The sequence below is a fragment of the Pseudomonas sp. BIGb0381 genome (assembly GCF_024809815.1).
GTDB lineage: Bacteria > Pseudomonadota > Gammaproteobacteria > Pseudomonadales > Pseudomonadaceae > Aquipseudomonas.
The window spans coordinates 265,517-283,430 of record NZ_JANUEN010000007.1 but is presented as its reverse complement, the minus strand read 5'-3'; the positions used below and the strand labels follow the sequence as shown (position 1 = coordinate 283,430).

22 protein-coding genes are annotated in these 17,914 nt (G+C 61.0%); 8 read left to right on the top strand and 14 right to left on the bottom strand.

Annotated elements, in window-relative coordinates; translation table 11 throughout:
- The 3 genes from M2397_RS20105 to prlC form a co-directional block, all read right to left on the bottom strand.
- A complete protein-coding gene (locus tag M2397_RS20105; protein WP_259244291.1) occupies positions 1 to 753 on the bottom strand; it encodes a gluconate 2-dehydrogenase subunit 3 family protein in 753 nt (250 codons plus the stop codon).
- A 262-nt stretch (positions 754 to 1,015) separates the two neighbouring features.
- Complete coding sequence (locus M2397_RS20100) at positions 1,016 to 1,291, bottom strand: YheV family putative zinc ribbon protein (RefSeq protein ID WP_167655865.1); 276 nt, start codon at positions 1,289 to 1,291, stop codon at positions 1,016 to 1,018.
- Positions 1,288 to 3,387 carry an oligopeptidase A gene (gene prlC / locus M2397_RS20095; protein ID WP_259244290.1) on the bottom strand — a complete coding sequence of 700 codons (2,100 nt, stop codon included), beginning with the start codon at positions 3,385 to 3,387 and terminating at the stop codon, positions 1,288 to 1,290. The genes M2397_RS20100 and prlC overlap by 4 nt, the downstream gene beginning before the upstream one ends.
- Before the next feature lie 54 nt (positions 3,388 to 3,441).
- Here prlC and M2397_RS20090 point away from each other — a divergent pair, with 54 nt between their 5' ends.
- The gene (locus tag M2397_RS20090; RefSeq protein WP_259244289.1) at positions 3,442 to 3,984 is read left to right on the top strand and encodes a gamma carbonic anhydrase family protein; all 543 of its coding nucleotides are present in this window, start codon (positions 3,442 to 3,444) and stop codon (positions 3,982 to 3,984) included.
- Positions 3,981 to 4,640 carry an HAD family hydrolase gene (locus M2397_RS20085; protein ID WP_259244288.1) on the top strand — a complete coding sequence of 220 codons (660 nt, stop codon included), beginning with the start codon at positions 3,981 to 3,983 and terminating at the stop codon, positions 4,638 to 4,640. Before M2397_RS20090 ends, M2397_RS20085 begins: the two co-directional genes overlap by 4 nt.
- Before the next feature lie 39 nt (positions 4,641 to 4,679).
- Here M2397_RS20085 and M2397_RS20080 read toward each other — a convergent pair whose 3' ends face one another.
- Positions 4,680 to 5,717 (bottom strand): aminopeptidase, encoded by a 1,038-nt coding sequence (locus M2397_RS20080; RefSeq protein WP_259244287.1) that lies wholly within the window; start codon positions 5,715 to 5,717, stop codon positions 4,680 to 4,682.
- Positions 5,718 to 5,827: 110 nt separating this feature from the next.
- Between M2397_RS20080 and M2397_RS20075 the strand changes: the two genes are divergently transcribed.
- A complete protein-coding gene (locus M2397_RS20075) occupies positions 5,828 to 6,250 on the top strand; it encodes a hypothetical protein (protein WP_145338361.1) in 423 nt (140 codons plus the stop codon).
- On the opposite strand, the gene M2397_RS20070 is transcribed toward M2397_RS20075, so the two are convergent.
- On the bottom strand, positions 6,251 to 6,490 hold the full coding sequence (locus M2397_RS20070) for a DUF1161 domain-containing protein (protein WP_017734725.1): 240 nt from the start codon (positions 6,488 to 6,490) through the stop codon (positions 6,251 to 6,253). It abuts the gene before it with no gap.
- A 207-nt stretch (positions 6,491 to 6,697) separates the two neighbouring features.
- Positions 6,698 to 7,129 carry an OsmC family protein gene (locus M2397_RS20065; protein ID WP_027608131.1) on the bottom strand — a complete coding sequence of 144 codons (432 nt, stop codon included), beginning with the start codon at positions 7,127 to 7,129 and terminating at the stop codon, positions 6,698 to 6,700.
- A 216-nt stretch (positions 7,130 to 7,345) separates the two neighbouring features.
- Between M2397_RS20065 and M2397_RS20060 the strand changes: the two genes are divergently transcribed.
- On the top strand, positions 7,346 to 8,347 hold the full coding sequence (locus M2397_RS20060; RefSeq protein ID WP_145338362.1) for an LLM class flavin-dependent oxidoreductase: 1,002 nt from the start codon (positions 7,346 to 7,348) through the stop codon (positions 8,345 to 8,347).
- A 59-nt stretch (positions 8,348 to 8,406) separates the two neighbouring features.
- On the opposite strand, the gene M2397_RS20055 is transcribed toward M2397_RS20060, so the two are convergent.
- Both M2397_RS20055 and M2397_RS20050 read right to left on the bottom strand, forming a co-directional pair.
- Complete coding sequence (locus M2397_RS20055) at positions 8,407 to 8,631, bottom strand: DUF1161 domain-containing protein (protein ID WP_131699601.1); 225 nt, start codon at positions 8,629 to 8,631, stop codon at positions 8,407 to 8,409.
- Positions 8,632 to 8,746: 115 nt separating this feature from the next.
- Positions 8,747 to 8,962, bottom strand: a complete 216-nt coding sequence (locus tag M2397_RS20050) for a dodecin (protein WP_027608132.1) — start codon at positions 8,960 to 8,962, stop codon at positions 8,747 to 8,749.
- A 156-nt stretch (positions 8,963 to 9,118) separates the two neighbouring features.
- Between M2397_RS20050 and M2397_RS20045 the strand changes: the two genes are divergently transcribed.
- Positions 9,119 to 9,445 carry a YqjD family protein gene (locus tag M2397_RS20045; protein ID WP_003170746.1) on the top strand — a complete coding sequence of 109 codons (327 nt, stop codon included), beginning with the start codon at positions 9,119 to 9,121 and terminating at the stop codon, positions 9,443 to 9,445.
- 8 nt (positions 9,446 to 9,453) lie between these two features.
- Here the strand turns inward: M2397_RS20045 and M2397_RS20040 are convergent, their stop codons facing one another.
- Positions 9,454 to 10,350: a LysR family transcriptional regulator gene (locus M2397_RS20040; RefSeq protein ID WP_131699602.1), complete on the bottom strand. Its 897-nt coding sequence runs from the start codon at positions 10,348 to 10,350 to the stop codon at positions 9,454 to 9,456.
- A 110-nt stretch (positions 10,351 to 10,460) separates the two neighbouring features.
- Here M2397_RS20040 and trpB point away from each other — a divergent pair, with 110 nt between their 5' ends.
- From trpB to M2397_RS20025, 3 genes are all read left to right on the top strand, one after another.
- A complete protein-coding gene (trpB, locus tag M2397_RS20035; RefSeq protein WP_131699603.1) occupies positions 10,461 to 11,687 on the top strand; it encodes a tryptophan synthase subunit beta in 1,227 nt (408 codons plus the stop codon).
- Positions 11,688 to 12,497 (top strand): tryptophan synthase subunit alpha, encoded by an 810-nt coding sequence (gene trpA, locus M2397_RS20030; RefSeq protein ID WP_131699604.1) that lies wholly within the window; start codon positions 11,688 to 11,690, stop codon positions 12,495 to 12,497.
- Positions 12,498 to 12,632: 135 nt separating this feature from the next.
- Positions 12,633 to 13,073, top strand: a complete 441-nt coding sequence (locus M2397_RS20025; RefSeq protein ID WP_131699605.1) for an anti-virulence regulator CigR family protein — start codon at positions 12,633 to 12,635, stop codon at positions 13,071 to 13,073.
- Positions 13,074 to 13,186: 113 nt separating this feature from the next.
- On the opposite strand, the gene M2397_RS20020 is transcribed toward M2397_RS20025, so the two are convergent.
- The 5 genes from M2397_RS20020 to M2397_RS20000 all read right to left on the bottom strand — a co-directional run bounded on the left by M2397_RS20020 (position 13,187) and on the right by M2397_RS20000 (position 17,901).
- The gene (locus M2397_RS20020) at positions 13,187 to 14,497 is read right to left on the bottom strand and encodes an MFS transporter (protein WP_131699606.1); all 1,311 of its coding nucleotides are present in this window, start codon (positions 14,495 to 14,497) and stop codon (positions 13,187 to 13,189) included.
- A 115-nt stretch (positions 14,498 to 14,612) separates the two neighbouring features.
- Positions 14,613 to 15,761 (bottom strand): galactonate dehydratase, encoded by a 1,149-nt coding sequence (dgoD, locus tag M2397_RS20015; RefSeq protein WP_003170741.1) that lies wholly within the window; start codon positions 15,759 to 15,761, stop codon positions 14,613 to 14,615.
- 48 nt (positions 15,762 to 15,809) lie between these two features.
- Complete coding sequence (locus tag M2397_RS20010) at positions 15,810 to 16,430, bottom strand: 2-dehydro-3-deoxy-6-phosphogalactonate aldolase (RefSeq protein WP_131699607.1); 621 nt, start codon at positions 16,428 to 16,430, stop codon at positions 15,810 to 15,812.
- 1 nt (position 16,431) lies between these two features.
- On the bottom strand, positions 16,432 to 17,397 hold the full coding sequence (locus M2397_RS20005; protein ID WP_131699608.1) for a 2-dehydro-3-deoxygalactonokinase: 966 nt from the start codon (positions 17,395 to 17,397) through the stop codon (positions 16,432 to 16,434).
- Between the two features lie 177 nt (positions 17,398 to 17,574).
- Positions 17,575 to 17,901 carry a DOPA 4,5-dioxygenase family protein gene (locus M2397_RS20000; protein ID WP_131699609.1) on the bottom strand — a complete coding sequence of 109 codons (327 nt, stop codon included), beginning with the start codon at positions 17,899 to 17,901 and terminating at the stop codon, positions 17,575 to 17,577.
- Between the last annotated feature and the right edge of the window lie 13 nt (positions 17,902 to 17,914).

The following is a 17,914-nucleotide window of genomic DNA, read 5'->3' as shown; positions in this document are numbered from 1 at the left end:
TTATGCCCTCTCGCCGCGGATGGAAACTGCCGGGAAGGGGTACTGCTCGTTGCGTTCCACCCAATCCATGAAGTCGGCGCGGGCGCCGGGGAAGCCGATCATGGTCCAGCCGACCATGCCTTTGTTGCCACCGTGGATCGGGTCGCAGAAGAACCCTTCCTTGGTGTTTTGCAGCAGCAAGTTGAAGAACATCTTCGGCGGCACCGCGTCGAAATGTGCCGTGACTTCACTGCCACCCGCCTCCAGACGCCGCAACATATCATCTCGGGTAGCGCTGTCTTGCGCAGCAAAAGCTTTACCGTTGAAAGCTTTCGACCAAGCATCCGTCGCGGCAATGCCCAGGCGATAAATTTCTTTGGGCACCAACTTGCTCTGCCAGCCCATCTCCGGCGGGGCGTCGGCGTTGAACGGACCTTGCATGTACCACAGCGCGCCGCTGGCGTAAGGCGTGTTCATCTGACGGTCGATGTACTCCGGCACGCCGGCTTCCAGGGCACCGGGGCCTTGGGCATCTGCGGGGATCAAACGCTCGACGGCGGCGTTGATGAACACCCATTCCTCAGCGGTGAAATAGCTCGGCTCGTAGGCCTTGTCGTTCTTCGCAGGTTTGGCCGGCGCCGCGTGGGCAGGCTCAGGCGTGGCCATCAGTATCGAGCCACCAAGGCCGGTACTCGCAACCGTGACCACCGGGATCAAGGTCAAGGATTTGCGCAAAAAATCACGCCGGGGGTTGTCTTGATCTTGATCAGACATGGGTGCACCTCATCATGTGGTCACGGGTTTATTCGGCCACTTCTGGGGAGCGGCTCGTCGGTATTTGGGCAATCAATAGTTACAAATGATAGCAGGCTAAGGATGTAGATTATGGGTTCAGCGACCTAAGTCGAATAATTGCAGGCAAAAAAATGTGGGAGGGGGGCTTGCTCCCGATAGCGGCGGGTCAGCCAATCCAGAGGCTGACTGACCTTGCGCTATCGGGGGCAAGCCCCCTCCCACATTGGCCCGCGTAGGGCCGTTAGTCTTTTTTCAATTTCGGATTCGGGAAGAATTGCACTGCCTGAACCTTGGGATCGGCTGGCGCTTTAAGCGCAGACGTATTCACCCGCGTCCCCAACTCCTTGGGCACCGACAGCCCTTGGTCATTGAGCGTATCGGTATACCCGCAGGCCACGCATTCGCGATGCGGCACGCTGTCCTCGGTCCACATCTTCAACTTGTCCGGTTCGCTGCACGCCGGGCACACCGCCCCGGCGATAAATTGCTTTTTGGTAGTCACAGGCCCTTCGCTCATGCTGCTGCGTCCTCACTCAGGCCGCTGTGGCGCAAGAGTGCGTCAATCGACGGTGCACGTCCGCGGAAGTCGACGAACAGCACCATCGGCGCCTGGGAACCGCCACGCGCCAGGATTGCCTCACGGAAGGCACGACCGGTCTCGGCGTTGAGCACGCCGTCTTCTTCGAATTTGGAGAAGGCATCCGCCGACAGCACTTCGGCCCATTTGTAGCTGTAGTAACCCGCGGCATAACCGCCGGCAAAGATGTGCGCAAAGCTGTTGGGGAAACGGTTGTAGGCAGGAGGACGCATCACCGACACCTCATCGCGCACGCCTTCGAGCACCTGGGCCACGCTGCGGCCATCGCCATGGGTGGCATGCAACTCGAAGTCGAACAGCGAGAACTCCAGCTGGCGCACCATCATCAGGCCGGACTGGAAGTTCTTCGCCGCGAGCATTTTTTCCAGCAGGTCCTGGGGCAGTGGCTCGCCGCTTTCATAGTGGCCGGAGATCAGCGCCAGGCCTTCCGGCTCCCAGCACCAGTTCTCCATGAACTGGCTCGGCAATTCCACCGCATCCCACGCCACACCATTGATACCGGACACGCCGGCATGCTCGACGCGGGTCAGCAGGTGATGCAGGCCATGGCCGAATTCGTGGAACAGGGTGGTCACTTCATCGTGGGTCAGCAGGGCAGGCTTGCCGCTGTCGGCCGGGGTGAAGTTGCACACCAGGTTCGCCACCGGGCTTTGCAGCACGCCGTCGATGGTGCGGCGGCGGTCGCGTGCGCCGTCCATCCAGGCACCGCCACGCTTATTGGCGCGGGCGTACAGGTCGAAGAAGAAGCGCCCGACGTGCTGGCCGTTTTCCTTGATTTCAAATAGGCGAACATCCGGGTGCCAGGTGTCGAAGCCTTTTTGCTCGGCAATCTCGATGCCGTACAAACGCTGCACAATGGCGAACAGGCCGCCCAGCACCTTGTCGATCGGGAAGTAGGCGCGCAGGGCTTCCTGGGACACGCTGTAGCGCTGCTCACGCAGCTTTTCGCCGTAGAAACCGCTGTCCCAGCTTTGCAGGTCGGCGCAGCCTTGTTCGGCGGCGTAGGCCTTGAGCTGTTGCAGGTCCTGGGCAGCGAACGGCTTGCTGCGCTTGGCCAGGTCCCGCAGGAAGCTCAGCACCTGGTCGCTGGACTCGGCCATCTTGGTGGCCAGGCTCAGCTCGGAGAACGAGGCGTAACCCAGGAGCTTGGCCAGTTCCTGACGCAAGTCGAGGATCTGTTCCATCATCGGGCCGTTATCGTTCTGACCGGCATTCGGGCCCTGGTCTGACGCACGGGTGCAGTAGGCCGCGTAGATTTCTTCTCGCAGGGCGCGGTCCTGGGCGTAGGTCATGACCGCGTAGTAGCTCGGAAACTCCAGGGTGATCAGCCAGCCGTCGAGGCCTTTGGCCTGCGCGGCAGCGGCCATCTGCGCCTTGGCCGAATCGGTCAGGCCGGCGAGGGTGGCTTCCTCGGTGACGTGCTTGGTCCACGCCTGGGTGGCGTCCAGCAGTTGGTTGGAGAATTTGCTGCCCAGCTCGGAAAGCTTGCTCTGCACTTCGGCGTAACGTTTTTGCTGCTCAGGCGGCAAGTCGATACCCGAGAGGCGGAAGTCGCGCAGGGAGTGTTCAAGGATGGTTTTTTGCGCCACGTCGAAACCGGCGGCTTCCGGGCTGTTGGCCAGGGCTTCGAAGGCTTGGAACAGCGCGCGGTTCTGGCCCATCTCGGTGGAATAGGCGCTCAATGCCGGCAGGCACGCCTCGTAGGCTTCGCGCAGCTCGGCGCTGTTGCACACAGCATTGAGATGGCTGACCGGGCTCCAGGCGGCGCCCAGGCGATCATTCAGTTCGTCCATGGCCAGCACCAGACCGGCCCATGTCGGATTTTTACCCTGGCTTTGCAGGATGCCTTCGATGGCAACACGGTTGTCGGCGAGGATCTGTTCGATGGCCGGCTGCACGTGCTCGGCACGGATCGCCGAGAACGGCGGCAGGTCGTAGGACTGCAGAAGAGGGTTGTTCGCGCTCACGGTTGGCACCTTGGCTGAAGAAACATGTAAGAACAAAGATGGGGCCATCTTAATTACAATCAACGTCCACCGCAGCTATCAGCACATAAGAGAGAGGCTATCGTGACCCTTCGCACCTATCAGAACCACACGCCAACCCTGGGCGCCGGGGCTTTTGTCGATATTTCGGCGGTGGTGATCGGCGATGTCGAAATCGGCACCGACAGCTCGGTCTGGCCGCTGACCGTGATTCGCGGCGACATGCACCGCATCCGTATCGGCGCGCGCACCAGCGTGCAGGACGGCTGCGTGCTGCACATCACTCACGCAGGCCCCTTCAATCCGGACGGTTTTCCCTTGCTGATCGGCGATGACGTGACCATCGCACACAAAGTCATGCTGCACGGCTGCACGGTGGGCAACCGGATTTTGATCGGCATGGGCAGCATCGTGATGGACGGCGCCGTGGTGGAGGGCGACGTCATCATCGGCGCCGGCAGCCTGGTGCCACCGGGCAAGAAGCTCGACAGCGGTTTTTTGTATGTCGGCAGCCCGGTTAAACAAATCCGCCCGCTGACTGACAAGGAACGCGCCTTTTTCACCTACAGCGCCGCGAACTACGTGAAGCTCAAAGACCTGCACCTGGCTGAAGGATTCGACCAATGACCCTCCATTACCAAACCGTGCTGTTCGACCTGGATGGCACCCTCACCGACCCGCGCGAGGGCATCACCCGCTCGATCCAGTACGCCCTTGGCAAATTGGGCATCGACGAACCCGACCTGACCCAACTCGAATACTTCATCGGCCCGCCATTGCTGCAAGCCTTCATGCAGTTCTACGACTTCGATGAGGCCAAGGCCTGGGAGGCAGTGAATTTCTACCGCGAGCGCTTCAAAGTCACCGGGCTGTATGAAAACCGCGTATTCGACGGCGTGATGCCGCTACTTGAAGACCTGGGCAAACAGGGCCGCCAGTTGTACGTCGCCACATCCAAGCCCTGGGTGTTTGCCCGCGAGATCGCGCGGCATTTCGATTTTGCCAGGCACTTCAAAGTGATCTACGGCAGCGAACTGGACGGGACACGCACCAACAAGGTCGAGTTGATTGCGCATTTGATCAGCGAAGAAGGCCTGGACCCGGCCACCACCTTGATGATTGGTGATCGTAAGCACGACCTGATCGGGGCGCGTAGCAATGGGCTGGATTCGGCAGCTGTCGGTTATGGGTTTGGTAGTTTCGAAGAGTTGAATGCTGAGGCGCCGACCTGGCACTTTGAGACGCTGGCGCAGATGCATCAGGCGTTTTTGCAGCGGCCCTGAGACCGCCATCGGGGGCAAGCCCCGATGAGGCCCTACAGATCAACCTCCTTCCAACTGCCTCAACGCAGCCTTGCGCTGCACCAACGGCAACTCGCCCATCTTCTCCACCGCCGCGTAGAACTTCGGCCAATCCCCACCTTCCTGCCTGAACAACGCCGCAAACGCCGGTACCCACCGGTCATACAGCCCGAACGGCAACAACCGCGCATTGTTCATCGGCAGGTTCATCCAGGCGTCATAACGCTTGTCTCCACCCCATTGGCTATCGCGCATATGCCGATACTCACGACGCAAATCCTCGAATTCGGCCGCCTTGGCCTGGCGCATCGCCTCGGCAGCCAGCGGTTGCGCGTAGAGTTTTTCCAGGCGCTGACGTGTATCGAGGATCAGTTGGGTAAATTGGTCCCGCTGCTGCCGCGCCGCGTTGCCAAGCGGCGCCAGACCCTGGGCCGCGCGCCACTGGCGGGTGCCTTCCTGCTCGACGAAGTTGGCAAATGACTCGTTGAACTCGGTGTCGTCCTTCACGTAGAAACGCTGGTGCGCCAGCTCATGGAAGATCAGCGTGGCCAGGCGTTCGTCGCCCCAGTTCATCATCGAATTCATGATCGGGTCGTTGAACCAACCCAAGGTTGAATAGGCTTCCACGCCGCCAATCGACACGTCCATGCCTTGTTGGCGCAACAACGCCGCTTCACCGCGCGCCGCGCCTTGGCTGTAATAGCCGCGATAGGCCACGCAACCGGCAATGGGGAAGCAATGGGTTTGAGGCGCCAGGGAAAATTCCTGCGTAGCGAAGACATTCCAGACTACATAAGGACGGCCAATATCGGCATACAGCCGGTAACTTTGGTTGTCAGGCAGATGCAGGTGTTCGCTGGCGAAGGTTCGAGCTTTTTGTGATTGAGCCAGATGATCACGCAGCAACTGCGGCCTCGATGGATCGGCGATGACCTCGGCAACCGGCTCCCGAGCCCGCAACAGCTGCCACTGGCCGTCCGCCAATTGGCTGTAGTAACTGACGCTGGAGCAACCACTGAGCAGCACAACCACCAACCCTGAAAGAAAACGCCTGACCATGCACCGATCGCTCCTGGGTGATTTGTTCGCCAGACTATCGCGCCTGAAGGGGATTTTTCCACGGCGTGGCGTGTTTATACTCAAAGCTCTCCTTGCGTTGAGTAACTGCCATGCGCCAGCTTCTGCTTCCCGTCGTCGCCCTGTTCCTCAGCGCCTGCGCTTCGACCCCCCTGCCGCCGGTCGACCCGCATCAGGCCTGGGTCGATTTTGCTACGCCGACGCCTGGAGCCAAGCTGGTGATGGCGCAGCGCCTGGATGGTAAGAACCTGCCGGACGGACGCTACTTCCAGGTGCCACCGGGCAGTCACGAGCTGATGGTGCGCTTTGATTTCGAGGTGCCCACCGGCGGCAGCCTCAATGGCTTTGGGCAAACCGCCGACCGCACCTGTTTCATCACCCTGCAGTACGACCATTTCGAGGCTGGCCAACGCTATCGCCTGGAAGGGCGCTCATTGGCCTTCACGCCGAATATCCGGCTGTATAACGCCGCTCGCCAATTGCTGGCGGAAGAACGCAGCGTCAACTGTCTCTGATCAGTCGTTGTTCTTCTGATAGATGATGGCTTTGGTACCGTTCTCACAGCTGCCGACGACCATGGCGACGTCGTGCTTGTCAGCTTCTTCCTTGCTGACAATTTCCAAGGTGTAGGACGGAACGGCGTTCGCCTGGATCTTGACCTCAATCTCTTTCCTGAGCTCTTCGCAGTCTTTTGGTGCGGCCACAGCCGATGTGGCCAACACACCGCAGATGATCGCCAAGGCAAAACGTTTCATGTGTGAAGCTCCCTGAATGCATGCGCACGGGTGTGCGCCTAAGGCTGCATAGGCTATAGGACCACATTCGGGAAACACGAGTTCTGATTTAACGCAGAACAAAATGTGGGAGGGGGCTTGCTCCCGATAGCAGTGCATCAGTCAACATCGCTGTTACTGATAGACCGCTATCGGGGGCGAGCCCCCTCCCACAGTGGACCTGCTGTGTCAGCTAACCAGCGTGGCATCCAGGCTGATCTTCGCATTCAGTACCTTGGACACCGGGCACCCTTCCTTGGCCTTCTTGCTCAATTCATCGAACTGCGCCTGGCTGGCGCCTGGGATCTTGGCCTTGAGCACCAAGTGCACGGCGGTGATCGCGAAGCCGCCATCGACCTGGTCCAGGGTCACTTCGGCCTGGGTGTCGATGCTGTCAGCCTTGAGCCCAGCGTCGCCCAGAATCATGGAAAAGGCCATGGAGAAACAGCCAGCGTGGGCCGCGCCGATCAATTCTTCGGGGTTGGTGCCCTTGCCGCCTTCGAAACGGGCCTTGAAGCCGTAGGGTGCTTCGCGCAGCACGCCGGTTTCGGTGGAAATGGAGCCCAGGCCAGTCTTCAGATCACCTTCCCAATGCGCGGATGCCTTTTTAACGATACTCATAGCTTTCTCCTCGAACGGTGGTTTTGCGTCGGTAAGGTTCTGAGGATAGACGCCAAGGCAAAGTTCATTTGTAAGAGAGACCTAGCGATTAAGTAGGAAATTTAACCCTCGCTATTGAATCTCGGGTATATGCCCTCATTGCATAGGACATGCACATGAAGCGGCAGGTTTTGGTTCGTCTAAGAAGCCTGCGCCCCCCTTTGGAGAAGCAGGCTTATGAAATCGCTGTCCGACGTAAAGTTCTCGACCCTCGACCTCGTGCCGGTGCGCGCCAACGGCAGCCCGGCGCAGTCGCTGCGCAATTCCCTGGATTTGGCCCAGCATGTGGAAAAGTTCGGCTACCACCGTTTCTGGGTGGCGGAACACCACAATATGGATGGCATCGCCAGCTCGGCCACCTCGGTATTGCTGGGTTACCTGGCCGGCGGTACCTCGACGATTCGCGTCGGCTCCGGCGGCGTGATGCTGCCCAACCATGCACCGCTGGTGATCGCTGAGCAGTTCGGCACCCTGGAAAGCCTCTACCCCGGGCGTATCGACCTGGGCCTGGGCCGCGCGCCCGGCTCCGACCAGATGACCGCTCGCGCTCTGCGCCGCGAGCGCTCCGGCAGCGCGGATGACTTCCCGGAAGACGTGGCCGAGCTGATGGCCTACCTCGGGCCACGCACACCGGACCAACGGGTGATTGCGGTGCCCGGCACCGGCACCAACGTACCGGTGTGGCTGCTGGGCTCCAGCCTGTTCAGCGCGCAACTGGCGGGCGAACGCGGTTTGCCCTACGCCTTCGCCTCCCATTTCGCACCGCGTTTGATGCACGAGGCGATTCGCGTGTACCGCAATCACTTCAAGCCTTCGGCTGTGCTGGACAAGCCTTACGTGATGCTCGGCATTCCGCTGGTGGCGGCCGACACCGATGAGCACGCCGACTTCCTGGCCACCTCGGTGTACCAACGCATCCTCGCCTTGATGCGCGGGCAGAGCCTGGTGCAGCGCCCACCGGTGAAAACCATGGACGGCCTGTGGCTGCCCCATGAAAAAGACGCGGTCGGCAGCTTCCTTGGCCTGGCGATGGTGGGTAGCCCAGCGAAGATCCGCGCCAAGCTGGAAGTGTTGATCGAACAGACCGGCGCGGACGAATTGATCTTCACCTGCGACCTGTACGAGCACGCCGACCGGATTCATTCCTACGAGCTGCTGGCGCAGTTGATGAAGGGCTAAACCCCCGACGAAAAAAAACCGACGCACCCGCGTCGGTTTTTTATGTCTGCCACACGGGATTAACCGCGCTTGTAGACGATTTCCTTGGTACCACCTTCACAGGTACCGACCACTTTAGCGTCGGTCGAGGTGCCTTTATCCACGACTTCCAGCGAATAACCCGAAGCGCCCTTGGCGTCGATTTTCGCTGCAATTTCGCTTTTCAGCTCTTCACAAGGCTTGCCCGCCGCCAGGGCCGTGCCCGCAATGCTCAACAAACCTACCGCTAACAGGAGCTTCTTCATCCGTCACTTTCCTTGCGCTGATTGAAACGAGCGTGCCGACGCTGCTGGCATCGGCACCCATTGTTTGTAGCGCAAGTTATGGCAATCGGCCAGCCGGCAAGTTCAACCGACGCGATCAACTACTGGCAATTCGGAACCCCACCTTGAGCGTAACCTGATAGTGCGCGACCTTGCCGTCCTTGATATGACCACGGGTTTCCGTCACCTCAAACCATTCCAAGTGCTTGATGCTCTTGTTGGCTTCGGCCAGGGCATTGTTGATTGCGTCTTCGATGCTGGTGGTGGACGAACCTACCAATTCCACTTTCTTGTAGGTGTGATGATCAGACATGGTGTTTCTCCTGAGGGTCGTCAATAAAGCCTAGCAGTCATTGTTCATACTGCTTCTGGCGACCGTTCCTACCTGAAAGTTCAGATTTACTGCACTTTCTGAAACGGCCGCAGTCGGTATCTACACACGCCACTCAATCACTTCAGGAGATTCCAAATGGCCAACACTTCTTTACGCAAAGCGTCGCTGGAAAGCATGGAAGCCGAGATTTCGAGCCTGCTCAAGTCCCTTGAGAGCCTCAAGGACGATGCGTCCGATGAGTCGCGCAAAACGCTGAAGGCCCTGAAAAGCAATGCCGAGAATGCCCTCAAGCACTCTCGTCACCTGATCAGCGACGCCTACGAAGAAAGCAAAGTCAAAATCCGTGAAACCGGTGTTGCCACCCGGGACTACGCACAAGAGCACCCATGGACTACCGCCGGCGTCGCCGTTGGCGCGTTGGGCCTGCTGGCGGCTTACCTGCTGTGCAAACGCGGTGACTGATTGACCGGCTATACCGGCTGGCGCGCCAGCTCAGCCTTGAGCCAGTGCGCCAACTGACTCGCGCGCCCGTCTGCGGCGCGCTTGGGTAGCCACAACGCCAGGTGCGCCGGGGTTTCACTGAAACCCCACGGCGCCACCAGGCGACCCGCGCGCAGGTCCTCTGCCACCAGCGGCTGCGGCGCAATCGCCACGCCCAACCCCGCCACCGCCGCCTCCAGCAAATAATACAAATGCTCAAAACCTTGGCCGTGTTTCAACGCGCCGGGCTCGATGCCGTGCTGTTGCGCCCAACTGGGCCAGGCTTGCGGGCGTGAAGTGGTGTGCAATAAGGCTTCGCCACACAAGGCTTGCGGCGGCGCCTGGCGCAGGCGTTCGTACCCGGCAAAACGCGGGCTCATCACCGGCCCGATACACTCGCTCGCCAGCTCATACACTTGCATATCCGCCGGCCACGGTGGTTCGGCGAAGACCAGCAGGGCATCGAGACCGGGGCGTCGGGGGTCGAGGTCGCCGTCACCCGCCGACAGGTGCAGGCGCAGGTCCGGCAGGTCGGCATTCAAGCGACCCAGGCGCGGGATCAACCAGCGCGCCAGCAGGCTGCCCGAACAACCGAGCACGAACGGCGCATCAGCGCTGGCCTGGGTGAGTTCGGCGCAGACGTCGCGCAAGCGCTCGAACGCCTCGGCGCTGGCATCTCGCAACCGCACACCTGCATCTGTGAGTTTAATGCCGCGTCCATCCTTGATGAACAAGCTGACACCCAAATGCTCTTCCAGCACCTTCAATTGGCGGCTGACCGCGCCGTGGGTCACGTGCAGTTGCTCGGCAGCCTGGCTGACGCTGTTCAGGCGGGCGGTGGCTTCAAAGGCGCGCAGGGCATTGAGGGGTGGGAGGTCTCGGCTCATCTGTGAGTTTTCCTGACAGGTTGCAGCGATCTTATCGGTTTTCAGCGCTGGATGTGAGGGGTAGAGTGGCCGTCATTGCTTCTCACACAAATTCCTACCTGGAGCGTCCCATGACTCAGTCCCAGACCGATCTGCGCAACGGCCCTGACGCCAACGGCCTGTTTGGCGCGTTCGGCGGCCGCTACGTCGCCGAAACCCTGATGCCGTTGATCCTCGAACTGGCCCGCGAATACGAAGCGGCCAAGATCGATCCGGCGTTCAACGAAGAATTGGCCTACTTCCAGCGTGACTACGTCGGCCGCCCAAGCCCGCTGTATTTCGCCGAGCGCCTGACCGAGTTCTGCGGCGGTGCCAAGATCTACCTCAAGCGCGAAGAGCTGAACCACACCGGCGCGCACAAGATCAACAACTGCATCGGCCAGATCCTGCTGGCACGGCGCATGGGCAAGAAACGCATCATCGCCGAGACCGGCGCCGGCATGCACGGTGTGGCGACCGCTACCGTGGCCGCGCGTTTCGGCCTGCAATGCGTGATCTACATGGGCACCACCGACATCGAGCGCCAACAGGCCAACGTGTTCCGCATGAAGCTGCTGGGCGCTGAAGTGATCCCAGTGGTCGCCGGCACCGGCACCCTCAAGGACGCGATGAACGAAGCCCTGCGCGACTGGGTGACCAACGTCGACGACACCTTTTATCTGATCGGCACCGTGGCCGGCCCACACCCATACCCAGCGATGGTGCGTGACTTCCAGGCCGTGATCGGCAAGGAAACCCGCACCCAGCTGCAAGCTCAGGAAGGCCGCCTGCCGGACAGCCTGGTGGCATGCATCGGCGGTGGTTCCAACGCCATGGGCCTGTTCCATCCGTTCCTGGACGACACCAGCGTCGAGATCATCGGCGTTGAAGCCGCCGGCCACGGCATCGAGACCGGCAAGCACGCCGCCAGCCTCAACGGCGGCGTACCGGGTGTGCTGCACGGCAACCGTACCTTCCTGCTGCAGGACGACGACGGCCAGATCATCGACGCCCACTCGATTTCCGCCGGCCTCGACTACCCAGGCATCGGCCCGGAACACGCCTGGTTGCACGATATCGGCCGCGTCCAGTACACCTCGGTGACTGACCACGAAGCCCTGGATGCCTTCCACAAGTGCTGCCGCCTGGAAGGGATCATTCCTGCCCTGGAAAGCGCCCACGCCCTGGCCGAAGTGTTCAAGCGCGCGCCGACCCTGCCGAAGGATCACCTGATGGTGGTCAACCTGTCCGGCCGTGGCGACAAAGACATGCAGACCGTGATGCACCACATGGAACAGTCTCAGCAGGAGAAACACTAAATGAGCCGCCTGCAAACCCGCTTTGCGCAACTCAAAGAACAGAACCGCGCCGCCCTGGTGACCTTCGTCACTGCCGGCGACCCGGGCTATGACACTTCGCTGGCGATCCTCAAGGGCTTGCCTGCTGCTGGCGCCGATGTGATCGAGTTGGGCATGCCCTTCACCGACCCAATGGCCGACGGCCCGGCCATTCAACTGGCCAACATCCGTGCGCTGGAAGCCAAGCAGAACCTGCTGAAAACCCTGCAGATGGTGCGTGAGTTCCGCGAGGACAACAGCGATACCCCGCTGGTGTTGATGGGCTACTTCAACCCGATCCACAAATACGGTGTGCCTGAGTTCATCGCTGACGCCAAAGAGGCCGGCGTCGACGGCCTGATCGTGGTCGACATGCCGCCCGAGCATAACGGCGAGCTGTGCGACCCGGCCCAGGCCGCAGGTATCGACTTTATCCGCCTGACCACGCCGACCACCGATGACGTGCGCCTGCCGACCGTGCTCAACGGCAGTTCCGGGTTTGTGTACTACGTATCCGTGGCCGGTGTGACCGGTGCCGGCGCCGCGACCCTGGAACACGTCGAAGAAGCCGTGGCCCGCCTGCGTCGGCATACCGACCTGCCGATCAGCATCGGTTTTGGTATCCGCACACCGGAACAAGCGGCGGCCATCGCGCGCCTGGCCGATGGCGTGGTGGTCGGCTCGGCCCTGATCGATCACATCGCCAATGCCAGTAACGATCAACAAGCGATCGATGGCGTATTGAGCCTGTGCGCGGCGCTGTCGGAAGGTGTGCGCAACGCCCGTAAGTAAGCGCCATGTAGCGAGAGGTAAAGTTCCTGATACAGAGGAATCAACGCGCGCAATCACGGCCTAAACAGCAAGACCAAGGGATTTCGAACCGCGTTCGAGATCCCTTTTTTGTATGTGTGCCCTGAGGAATACCCGATGAAAATGCCTAAATCCGTGATTGCAGGTCTTGGTGTGCTGGTACTTGGCGCCAGCGCCCTGGTGCAAGCCGCGCCGCCTGACCCGCGGGGTGACGATCGTGGCGGCCCGCAGGGCCAGCACGAGCAACGTGGCGACGACCATCGCGGCCCGCAGGACGACCGTCGCGGCGGCCCGCCCCAGGACTTCGGCCCGGTACGCCAGATCATTCGCGACAACCACGGCCAGTTCTCCCGTGGCGCACCGCCGCCGCCGAATGTGCGTCTGGTGCGCGGCCGCCCCCTGCCGCATGGCTACTACGGCGAGCGCTTGGACAACCGTGCCCTGGCGCGCCTGCCGGTCTATCCAGGTTATGAATGGCGCCGTTCGGGGCCGGACGTGGTACTGATCGCTGTAGGCACGGGCATCGTCTACGAAATCCTTGACGGCGTACTCAACTAAAACCACGCAATAACGTTGTAGCAACGTAGCTTCCTGTGGCAAGCCCGCTCGCCACGGGAAGTCTGCTCGCCATTAGAGGTCAGTCTCCAGAAAGCAATCTTCCCGCTACCGGCTTAAAGCTCGATGCGTTCAACTTTACCTACGAGCAATATGTAAGAAAGCGCCCCAAGCAATGCCAGTACCGCGATATAGGTAATCGCCGGCGCAAACGAATCGCCGCTGGCCAGGAAGCCGATAACGATTGGTGTGGTAATCGCCGCCAGGTTGCCGATGAAGTTGAACACACCGCCAGTCAGTCCCAGCAGACGTGCAGGGGCAAGGGTCGAAACCAGGGACCACGTGATTGAGGCCAGGCCGTTGCCGAAGAACGCCAAGGCCAGGAAGGCGATGACCAACGGTGTCGATTCGACGAAGTTGGCGCCAATGATCGCCGTAGAGATCAGCAGGCCGCTGATGATCGGCAACTTGCGGGCAAACCCCACCGAGGCGCCACGGCGGATCAGCCAGTCGGAAAACAACCCCGAGCACAACACGCCGACGAAGGCCGCGAGGAAGGGCAGTGATGCGAGCATGCCGGACTTGATGAAGTCCATGCCGCGGTATTTCACCAGGTAGGTCGGGAACCAGGTCAGGAAGAACCACAACGTGGAGTTCAGGCAGAACTGCCCCAGGTAGATGCCCCACAATTTGCGCTTGCTCAGGACAATGCCCAGGTCGACCCAGCTGAATGGCGCCTTGGTCTTACCCGCTTGTGCACTGAGGTCCACCAGCCCGCCACCTTCGCGGATCAACTCGATTTCGGCTGCGTTGACGCCTTTGAAGTCCCGGGGCTCGCGATACACGGCATACCAGATCGCCGCCCACAGAATGCCCACTCCGCCAGTGACGACAAACACCATGTGCCAGCCGTAATGATGCTGCAACCAGGCCAGGACCGGCGTCAGGAACGCCAACCCGACAAACTGCCCGGAGGTGTAAAAGCCAATGGCCGTGGCGCGCTCACGCTCGGGAAACCAACTGGTGACCACGCGGCTGTTGATAGGGTAGGCCGGTGCTTCCAGGGCGCCTACCGCCATGCGCAGCACAAACAGCGCAATGAAGCTGGCGGCAAAGCCGAGCATCACGGTGGCGATGGACCAGAGCAACAGGGCGGCGGTGTAGAGGATGCGCGGCGGCACCCGGTCCACCAGCCAGCCGCCGGGAATCTGCATGGCGGCGTAAGTCCAGCCGAACGCCGAGAAAATCAGCCCGACATGTACCGGATCGATGCCCAGCTCGCTGGTCAGCGCCGGGGCGGCAATCGACAGGTTGCTGCGGTCGAGGTAGTTGATCACGACGGTGATAAACAGCAACACCATGATGAAGTAGCGCTTTCGGGTAGGCGTGACTAAAGAAGCCTGCCCGCTCAAGGATTCAGGTTGCATGGTAGGTGCCTATTCTTATGTTTGTTGAGGAAGGGACTTCTGAAGAAACCGGCTCAAAATGTGGAAGGGGGCAAGCCCCCTCCCACATGTTTGACCGTGTTCTTTCAGGCAGAAATCACCACTCGGCGAAACTGCCGTCGGCGTGGCGCCAGATCGGGTTGCGCCAGCGGTGACCGATGGCTGCACGTTCGATCACGTATTCCTCGTTGATCTCGATCCCCAGGCCCGGCCCGTTGGGGATCTTCACAAAGCCCTGGTCATAGTCGAACACGCCCGGGTCGCGCACGTAGTCGAGCAGGTCGTTGCTCTCGTTGTAGTGAATGCCCAGGCTTTGCTCCTGGATAAACGCGTTGTAGCAAACCGCATCCAGTTGCAGGCACGCCGCCAACGCAATCGGGCCCAGCGGGCAGTGCAGCGCCAGGGCCACGTCGTAGGCTTCGGCCATGTTGGCGATCTTGCGGGTTTCGGTGATACCGCCCGCGTGGGAAGCATCCGGCTGGATGATGTCGACGTAGCCTTCGCTGAGCACGCGCTTGAAGTCCCAGCGCGAGAACAGGCGCTCGCCCAGGGCAATCGGAGTGCTGGTCAGCGGCGCCAGTTCCTTGAGGGCTTCGTAGTTTTCGCTGAGCACCGGCTCTTCGATAAACATCAGCTTGTAGGGGTCCAGTTCTTTCATCAGCACCTTGGCCATGGGCTTGTGCACACGACCATGGAAGTCGACGCCGATGCCTACGTTGGGACCGACCGCATCACGCACAGCCGCGACGTTGGCCAGGGCCAGGTCGACTTTTTCGAAGCTGTCGACGAACTGCAACTCTTCAGTGCCGTTCATTTTCACCGCAGTAAAACCACGGGCCACGGCCTCTTTGGCGGCGCGGGCGGTGTCGGCGGGGCGATCGCCGCCGATCCACGAGTACACGCGGATCTTGTCACGCACCTGGCCACCCAACAGGTCGCTGACGGAAACGCCCAGGGCCTTGCCCTTGATGTCCCACAGCGCCTGGTCGATGCCGGCGAGGGCGCTCATGTGCACGGCGCCGCCTCGATAGAAGCCACCGCGGTAGAGCACGGTCCAGATGTCTTCGATATTGCGTGGGTCTTTGCCGATCAGGTAGTCGGACAGTTCCTCGACAGCAGCGGCCACGGTGTGAGCGCGGCCTTCGACCACGGGCTCACCCCAACCGGTCACGCCCTGGTCGGTCTCGACCTTGAGGAAGCACCAGCGCGGCGGGACGATAAAGGTCGTCAGTTTGGTGATTTTCATCTGTTATCTCTCTTATAGATGCAGCGCCTGCGGGCGCGGAACTTGATCTCAGTTCAGGGCTTTCCAGGCGGCGACATAAGCCTGGGCGCGGCTCGCTACCTGATCCACTGTCATACCCGGTTTGAACAACCCGGAACCCAGCCCGAACCCCTTGGCGCCGGCGTCGATAAACACCTGCATGTTGTCCGGGGTAATGCCGCCCACCGGCAGCAGCAACGTGCCTGCAGGCAATACCGCCAGCCAAGCCTTGATCACAGAAGGGCCCATTTGCTCGGCCGGGAACAGCTTCAACACGTCGGCACCTTCGTCCAACGCCGCGAACGCTTCGGTGGGCGTGGCCACACCCGGCGACAGGTACAGGCCGGCGGCTTTCGCGGCGCGCAAGACCTTGGCATCGCTATGGGGCATGACGATCACTTGGCCACCGGCAGCTTTCACTTGTTCGACCTGCCCAGGCGTCAATACCGTGCCGGCGCCGATCAGGCAATCGGCGGGCAGGCTGTCGCGCAGGGTGCGAATGCTGGTGTAAGGGTCCGGCGAATTGAGCGGGACTTCGATCACGCGAAACCCGGCGTCGTACAGCACTTGGCCGACCGCCTGGGCTTCGTCCGGGCGTATGCCGCGAAGAATGGCGATCAAACCGTTTTGTGCGAGTGCTTGCTTGAGCATGTCAGGCCTCCATTGCAGGTTGAGTGAGTCCGGCGGCCACTGCCAGTTGCCACAGCCCGCGCTCGGTCGCTTCCTGCGCCAGGCTGACGTGGGCGAAACCGCAGAGGGCGAGGGCGCGTTGGTAGCGCACGCAGAGCAGGCCGGCGCCCACCAGGATGATGGGTATGTGCCGTGCACTGGCTGGCAAGCCGGCCAGTTCATGGCCGATCAGCAGGCCGGACAGGTAGTCGGGCTGCTGCTCAGGGGTGAGTTCGCCGGTCAGTCCCAGAGTGCGCGCACTGAACAAGGTCGACAGCACGCCACGCTGGCCATCGTTCGACAGCGCCACTTGAACACCGCGGTCAAAGGCCTCGGCCTGGAACTGCTCGGATACCTTTTGCGTACGACCAAGCAGGCTGTGCTTGCTCAGCACCGCGAACAGTTCACCGGTCATGAAGGTGTCGAAATGAGTGATGCAGCCTTCCACCACCTCGACCCATTTGGAATGGCTGCCGGGCAGGCCGATCAGCATTTCACCGCTGGCCGACAGGCTTTGCAGCACGCCCAGCACCTGGGTTTCTTCACCGCGCATCACATTGGGCAAGCCGACCTGCTCGATCACTCCGGGCACGATATGCACATCGACACCGCGCAGGCTGCGCACCTTGTGCAACGCCTGGCCCAGGCTGGCGACGTCGACCGGCGTACTGCGATACGCCGCCTCGCTCCAACCCTGGGCGCTGCCGACCATGCCGCAGGCGATCACCGCCAGGTTTGGCTCGGCGTCGAGCCAGTCGCCGCACGCTGCATCAAACGCCAACTCGAAGCCATCGCTGCAGCGAACGCCGCCGATGTCCCGGGGCTCGCTGGGCAAATGCATGATGCCCGACGCCAGCGAGCGCTGTTCCAGCACTACGCCCGCGGGACCGAGTTTGTAAGCACGAAGGGAGCTGGTCCCCCAATCGAGCGCGATCAATTGCGCCTGCATCGCTTCACCTGAAATGAGTGGGTGCTGAAAAAAGCAGATGGGCGAATATAAACCTACGGCTGGCAATATCTCAATATATAAATAACTGTCCCACATATTGAGATGAAACGAGATAAATCCTACAGGCTCCTCGCTTTTTACTGCGGGAGGAAACTGGTTCTATCTGATAAGGAGGGGTTAAAAAGCCGACAAGTCCAGCTCGCGCATCGCACCCATCCAGATCGCGTAATCGGTGTGATCCTTCAGGTCATCGCCGGTTTCAGGGTGCAGGAACACCACCAGCCCATTGCGATGCAGCGCCAGCCACGGCAGCACCACCCCAATGTATTCGGGGTCGAACGCCAACTGGCAGCTCCAGTCCGGGTGCGGGCCTACGGGCCGCTCATGCACGCGGCCCATGCGCAGCGGGAACAGTTTCGCGCCGTCCTCGCACAAGGCACGCGCCTGATCGAGGGTGCTGGCATCGAAGTAGATATGGGCATGGTAGCCCTTGATACGTTGCATGACGGACTCCGGA

Bases quoted from the DNA above. Each gene is read 5' to 3' on its own strand.
- M2397_RS20105 (WP_259244291.1), bottom strand. From the start codon at position 753: ATGTCTGATCAAGATCAAGACAACCCCCGGCGTGATTTTTTGCGCAAA.
- M2397_RS20100 (WP_167655865.1), bottom strand. From the start codon at position 1,291: ATGAGCGAAGGGCCTGTGACTACCAAAAAGCAATTTATCGCCGGGGCG.
- prlC (WP_259244290.1), bottom strand. From the start codon at position 3,387: ATGGCCCCATCTTTGTTCTTACATGTTTCTTCAGCCAAGGTGCCAACC.
- M2397_RS20085 (WP_259244288.1), top strand. From the start codon at position 3,981: ATGACCCTCCATTACCAAACCGTGCTGTTCGACCTGGATGGCACCCTC.
- M2397_RS20080 (WP_259244287.1), bottom strand. From the start codon at position 5,717: ATGGTCAGGCGTTTTCTTTCAGGGTTGGTGGTTGTGCTGCTCAGTGGT.
- M2397_RS20075 (WP_145338361.1), top strand. From the start codon at position 5,828: ATGCGCCAGCTTCTGCTTCCCGTCGTCGCCCTGTTCCTCAGCGCCTGC.
- M2397_RS20070 (WP_017734725.1), bottom strand. From the start codon at position 6,490: ATGAAACGTTTTGCCTTGGCGATCATCTGCGGTGTGTTGGCCACATCG.
- M2397_RS20065 (WP_027608131.1), bottom strand. From the start codon at position 7,129: ATGAGTATCGTTAAAAAGGCATCCGCGCATTGGGAAGGTGATCTGAAG.
- M2397_RS20060 (WP_145338362.1), top strand. From the start codon at position 7,346: ATGAAATCGCTGTCCGACGTAAAGTTCTCGACCCTCGACCTCGTGCCG.
- M2397_RS20055 (WP_131699601.1), bottom strand. From the start codon at position 8,631: ATGAAGAAGCTCCTGTTAGCGGTAGGTTTGTTGAGCATTGCGGGCACG.
- M2397_RS20050 (WP_027608132.1), bottom strand. From the start codon at position 8,962: ATGTCTGATCATCACACCTACAAGAAAGTGGAATTGGTAGGTTCGTCC.
- M2397_RS20045 (WP_003170746.1), top strand. From the start codon at position 9,119: ATGGCCAACACTTCTTTACGCAAAGCGTCGCTGGAAAGCATGGAAGCC.
- M2397_RS20040 (WP_131699602.1), bottom strand. From the start codon at position 10,350: ATGAGCCGAGACCTCCCACCCCTCAATGCCCTGCGCGCCTTTGAAGCC.
- trpB (WP_131699603.1), top strand. From the start codon at position 10,461: ATGACTCAGTCCCAGACCGATCTGCGCAACGGCCCTGACGCCAACGGC.
- trpA (WP_131699604.1), top strand. From the start codon at position 11,688: ATGAGCCGCCTGCAAACCCGCTTTGCGCAACTCAAAGAACAGAACCGC.
- M2397_RS20025 (WP_131699605.1), top strand. From the start codon at position 12,633: ATGAAAATGCCTAAATCCGTGATTGCAGGTCTTGGTGTGCTGGTACTT.
- M2397_RS20020 (WP_131699606.1), bottom strand. From the start codon at position 14,497: ATGCAACCTGAATCCTTGAGCGGGCAGGCTTCTTTAGTCACGCCTACC.
- dgoD (WP_003170741.1), bottom strand. From the start codon at position 15,761: ATGAAAATCACCAAACTGACGACCTTTATCGTCCCGCCGCGCTGGTGC.
- M2397_RS20010 (WP_131699607.1), bottom strand. From the start codon at position 16,430: ATGCTCAAGCAAGCACTCGCACAAAACGGTTTGATCGCCATTCTTCGC.
- M2397_RS20005 (WP_131699608.1), bottom strand. From the start codon at position 17,397: ATGCAGGCGCAATTGATCGCGCTCGATTGGGGGACCAGCTCCCTTCGT.
- M2397_RS20000 (WP_131699609.1), bottom strand. From the start codon at position 17,901: ATGCAACGTATCAAGGGCTACCATGCCCATATCTACTTCGATGCCAGC.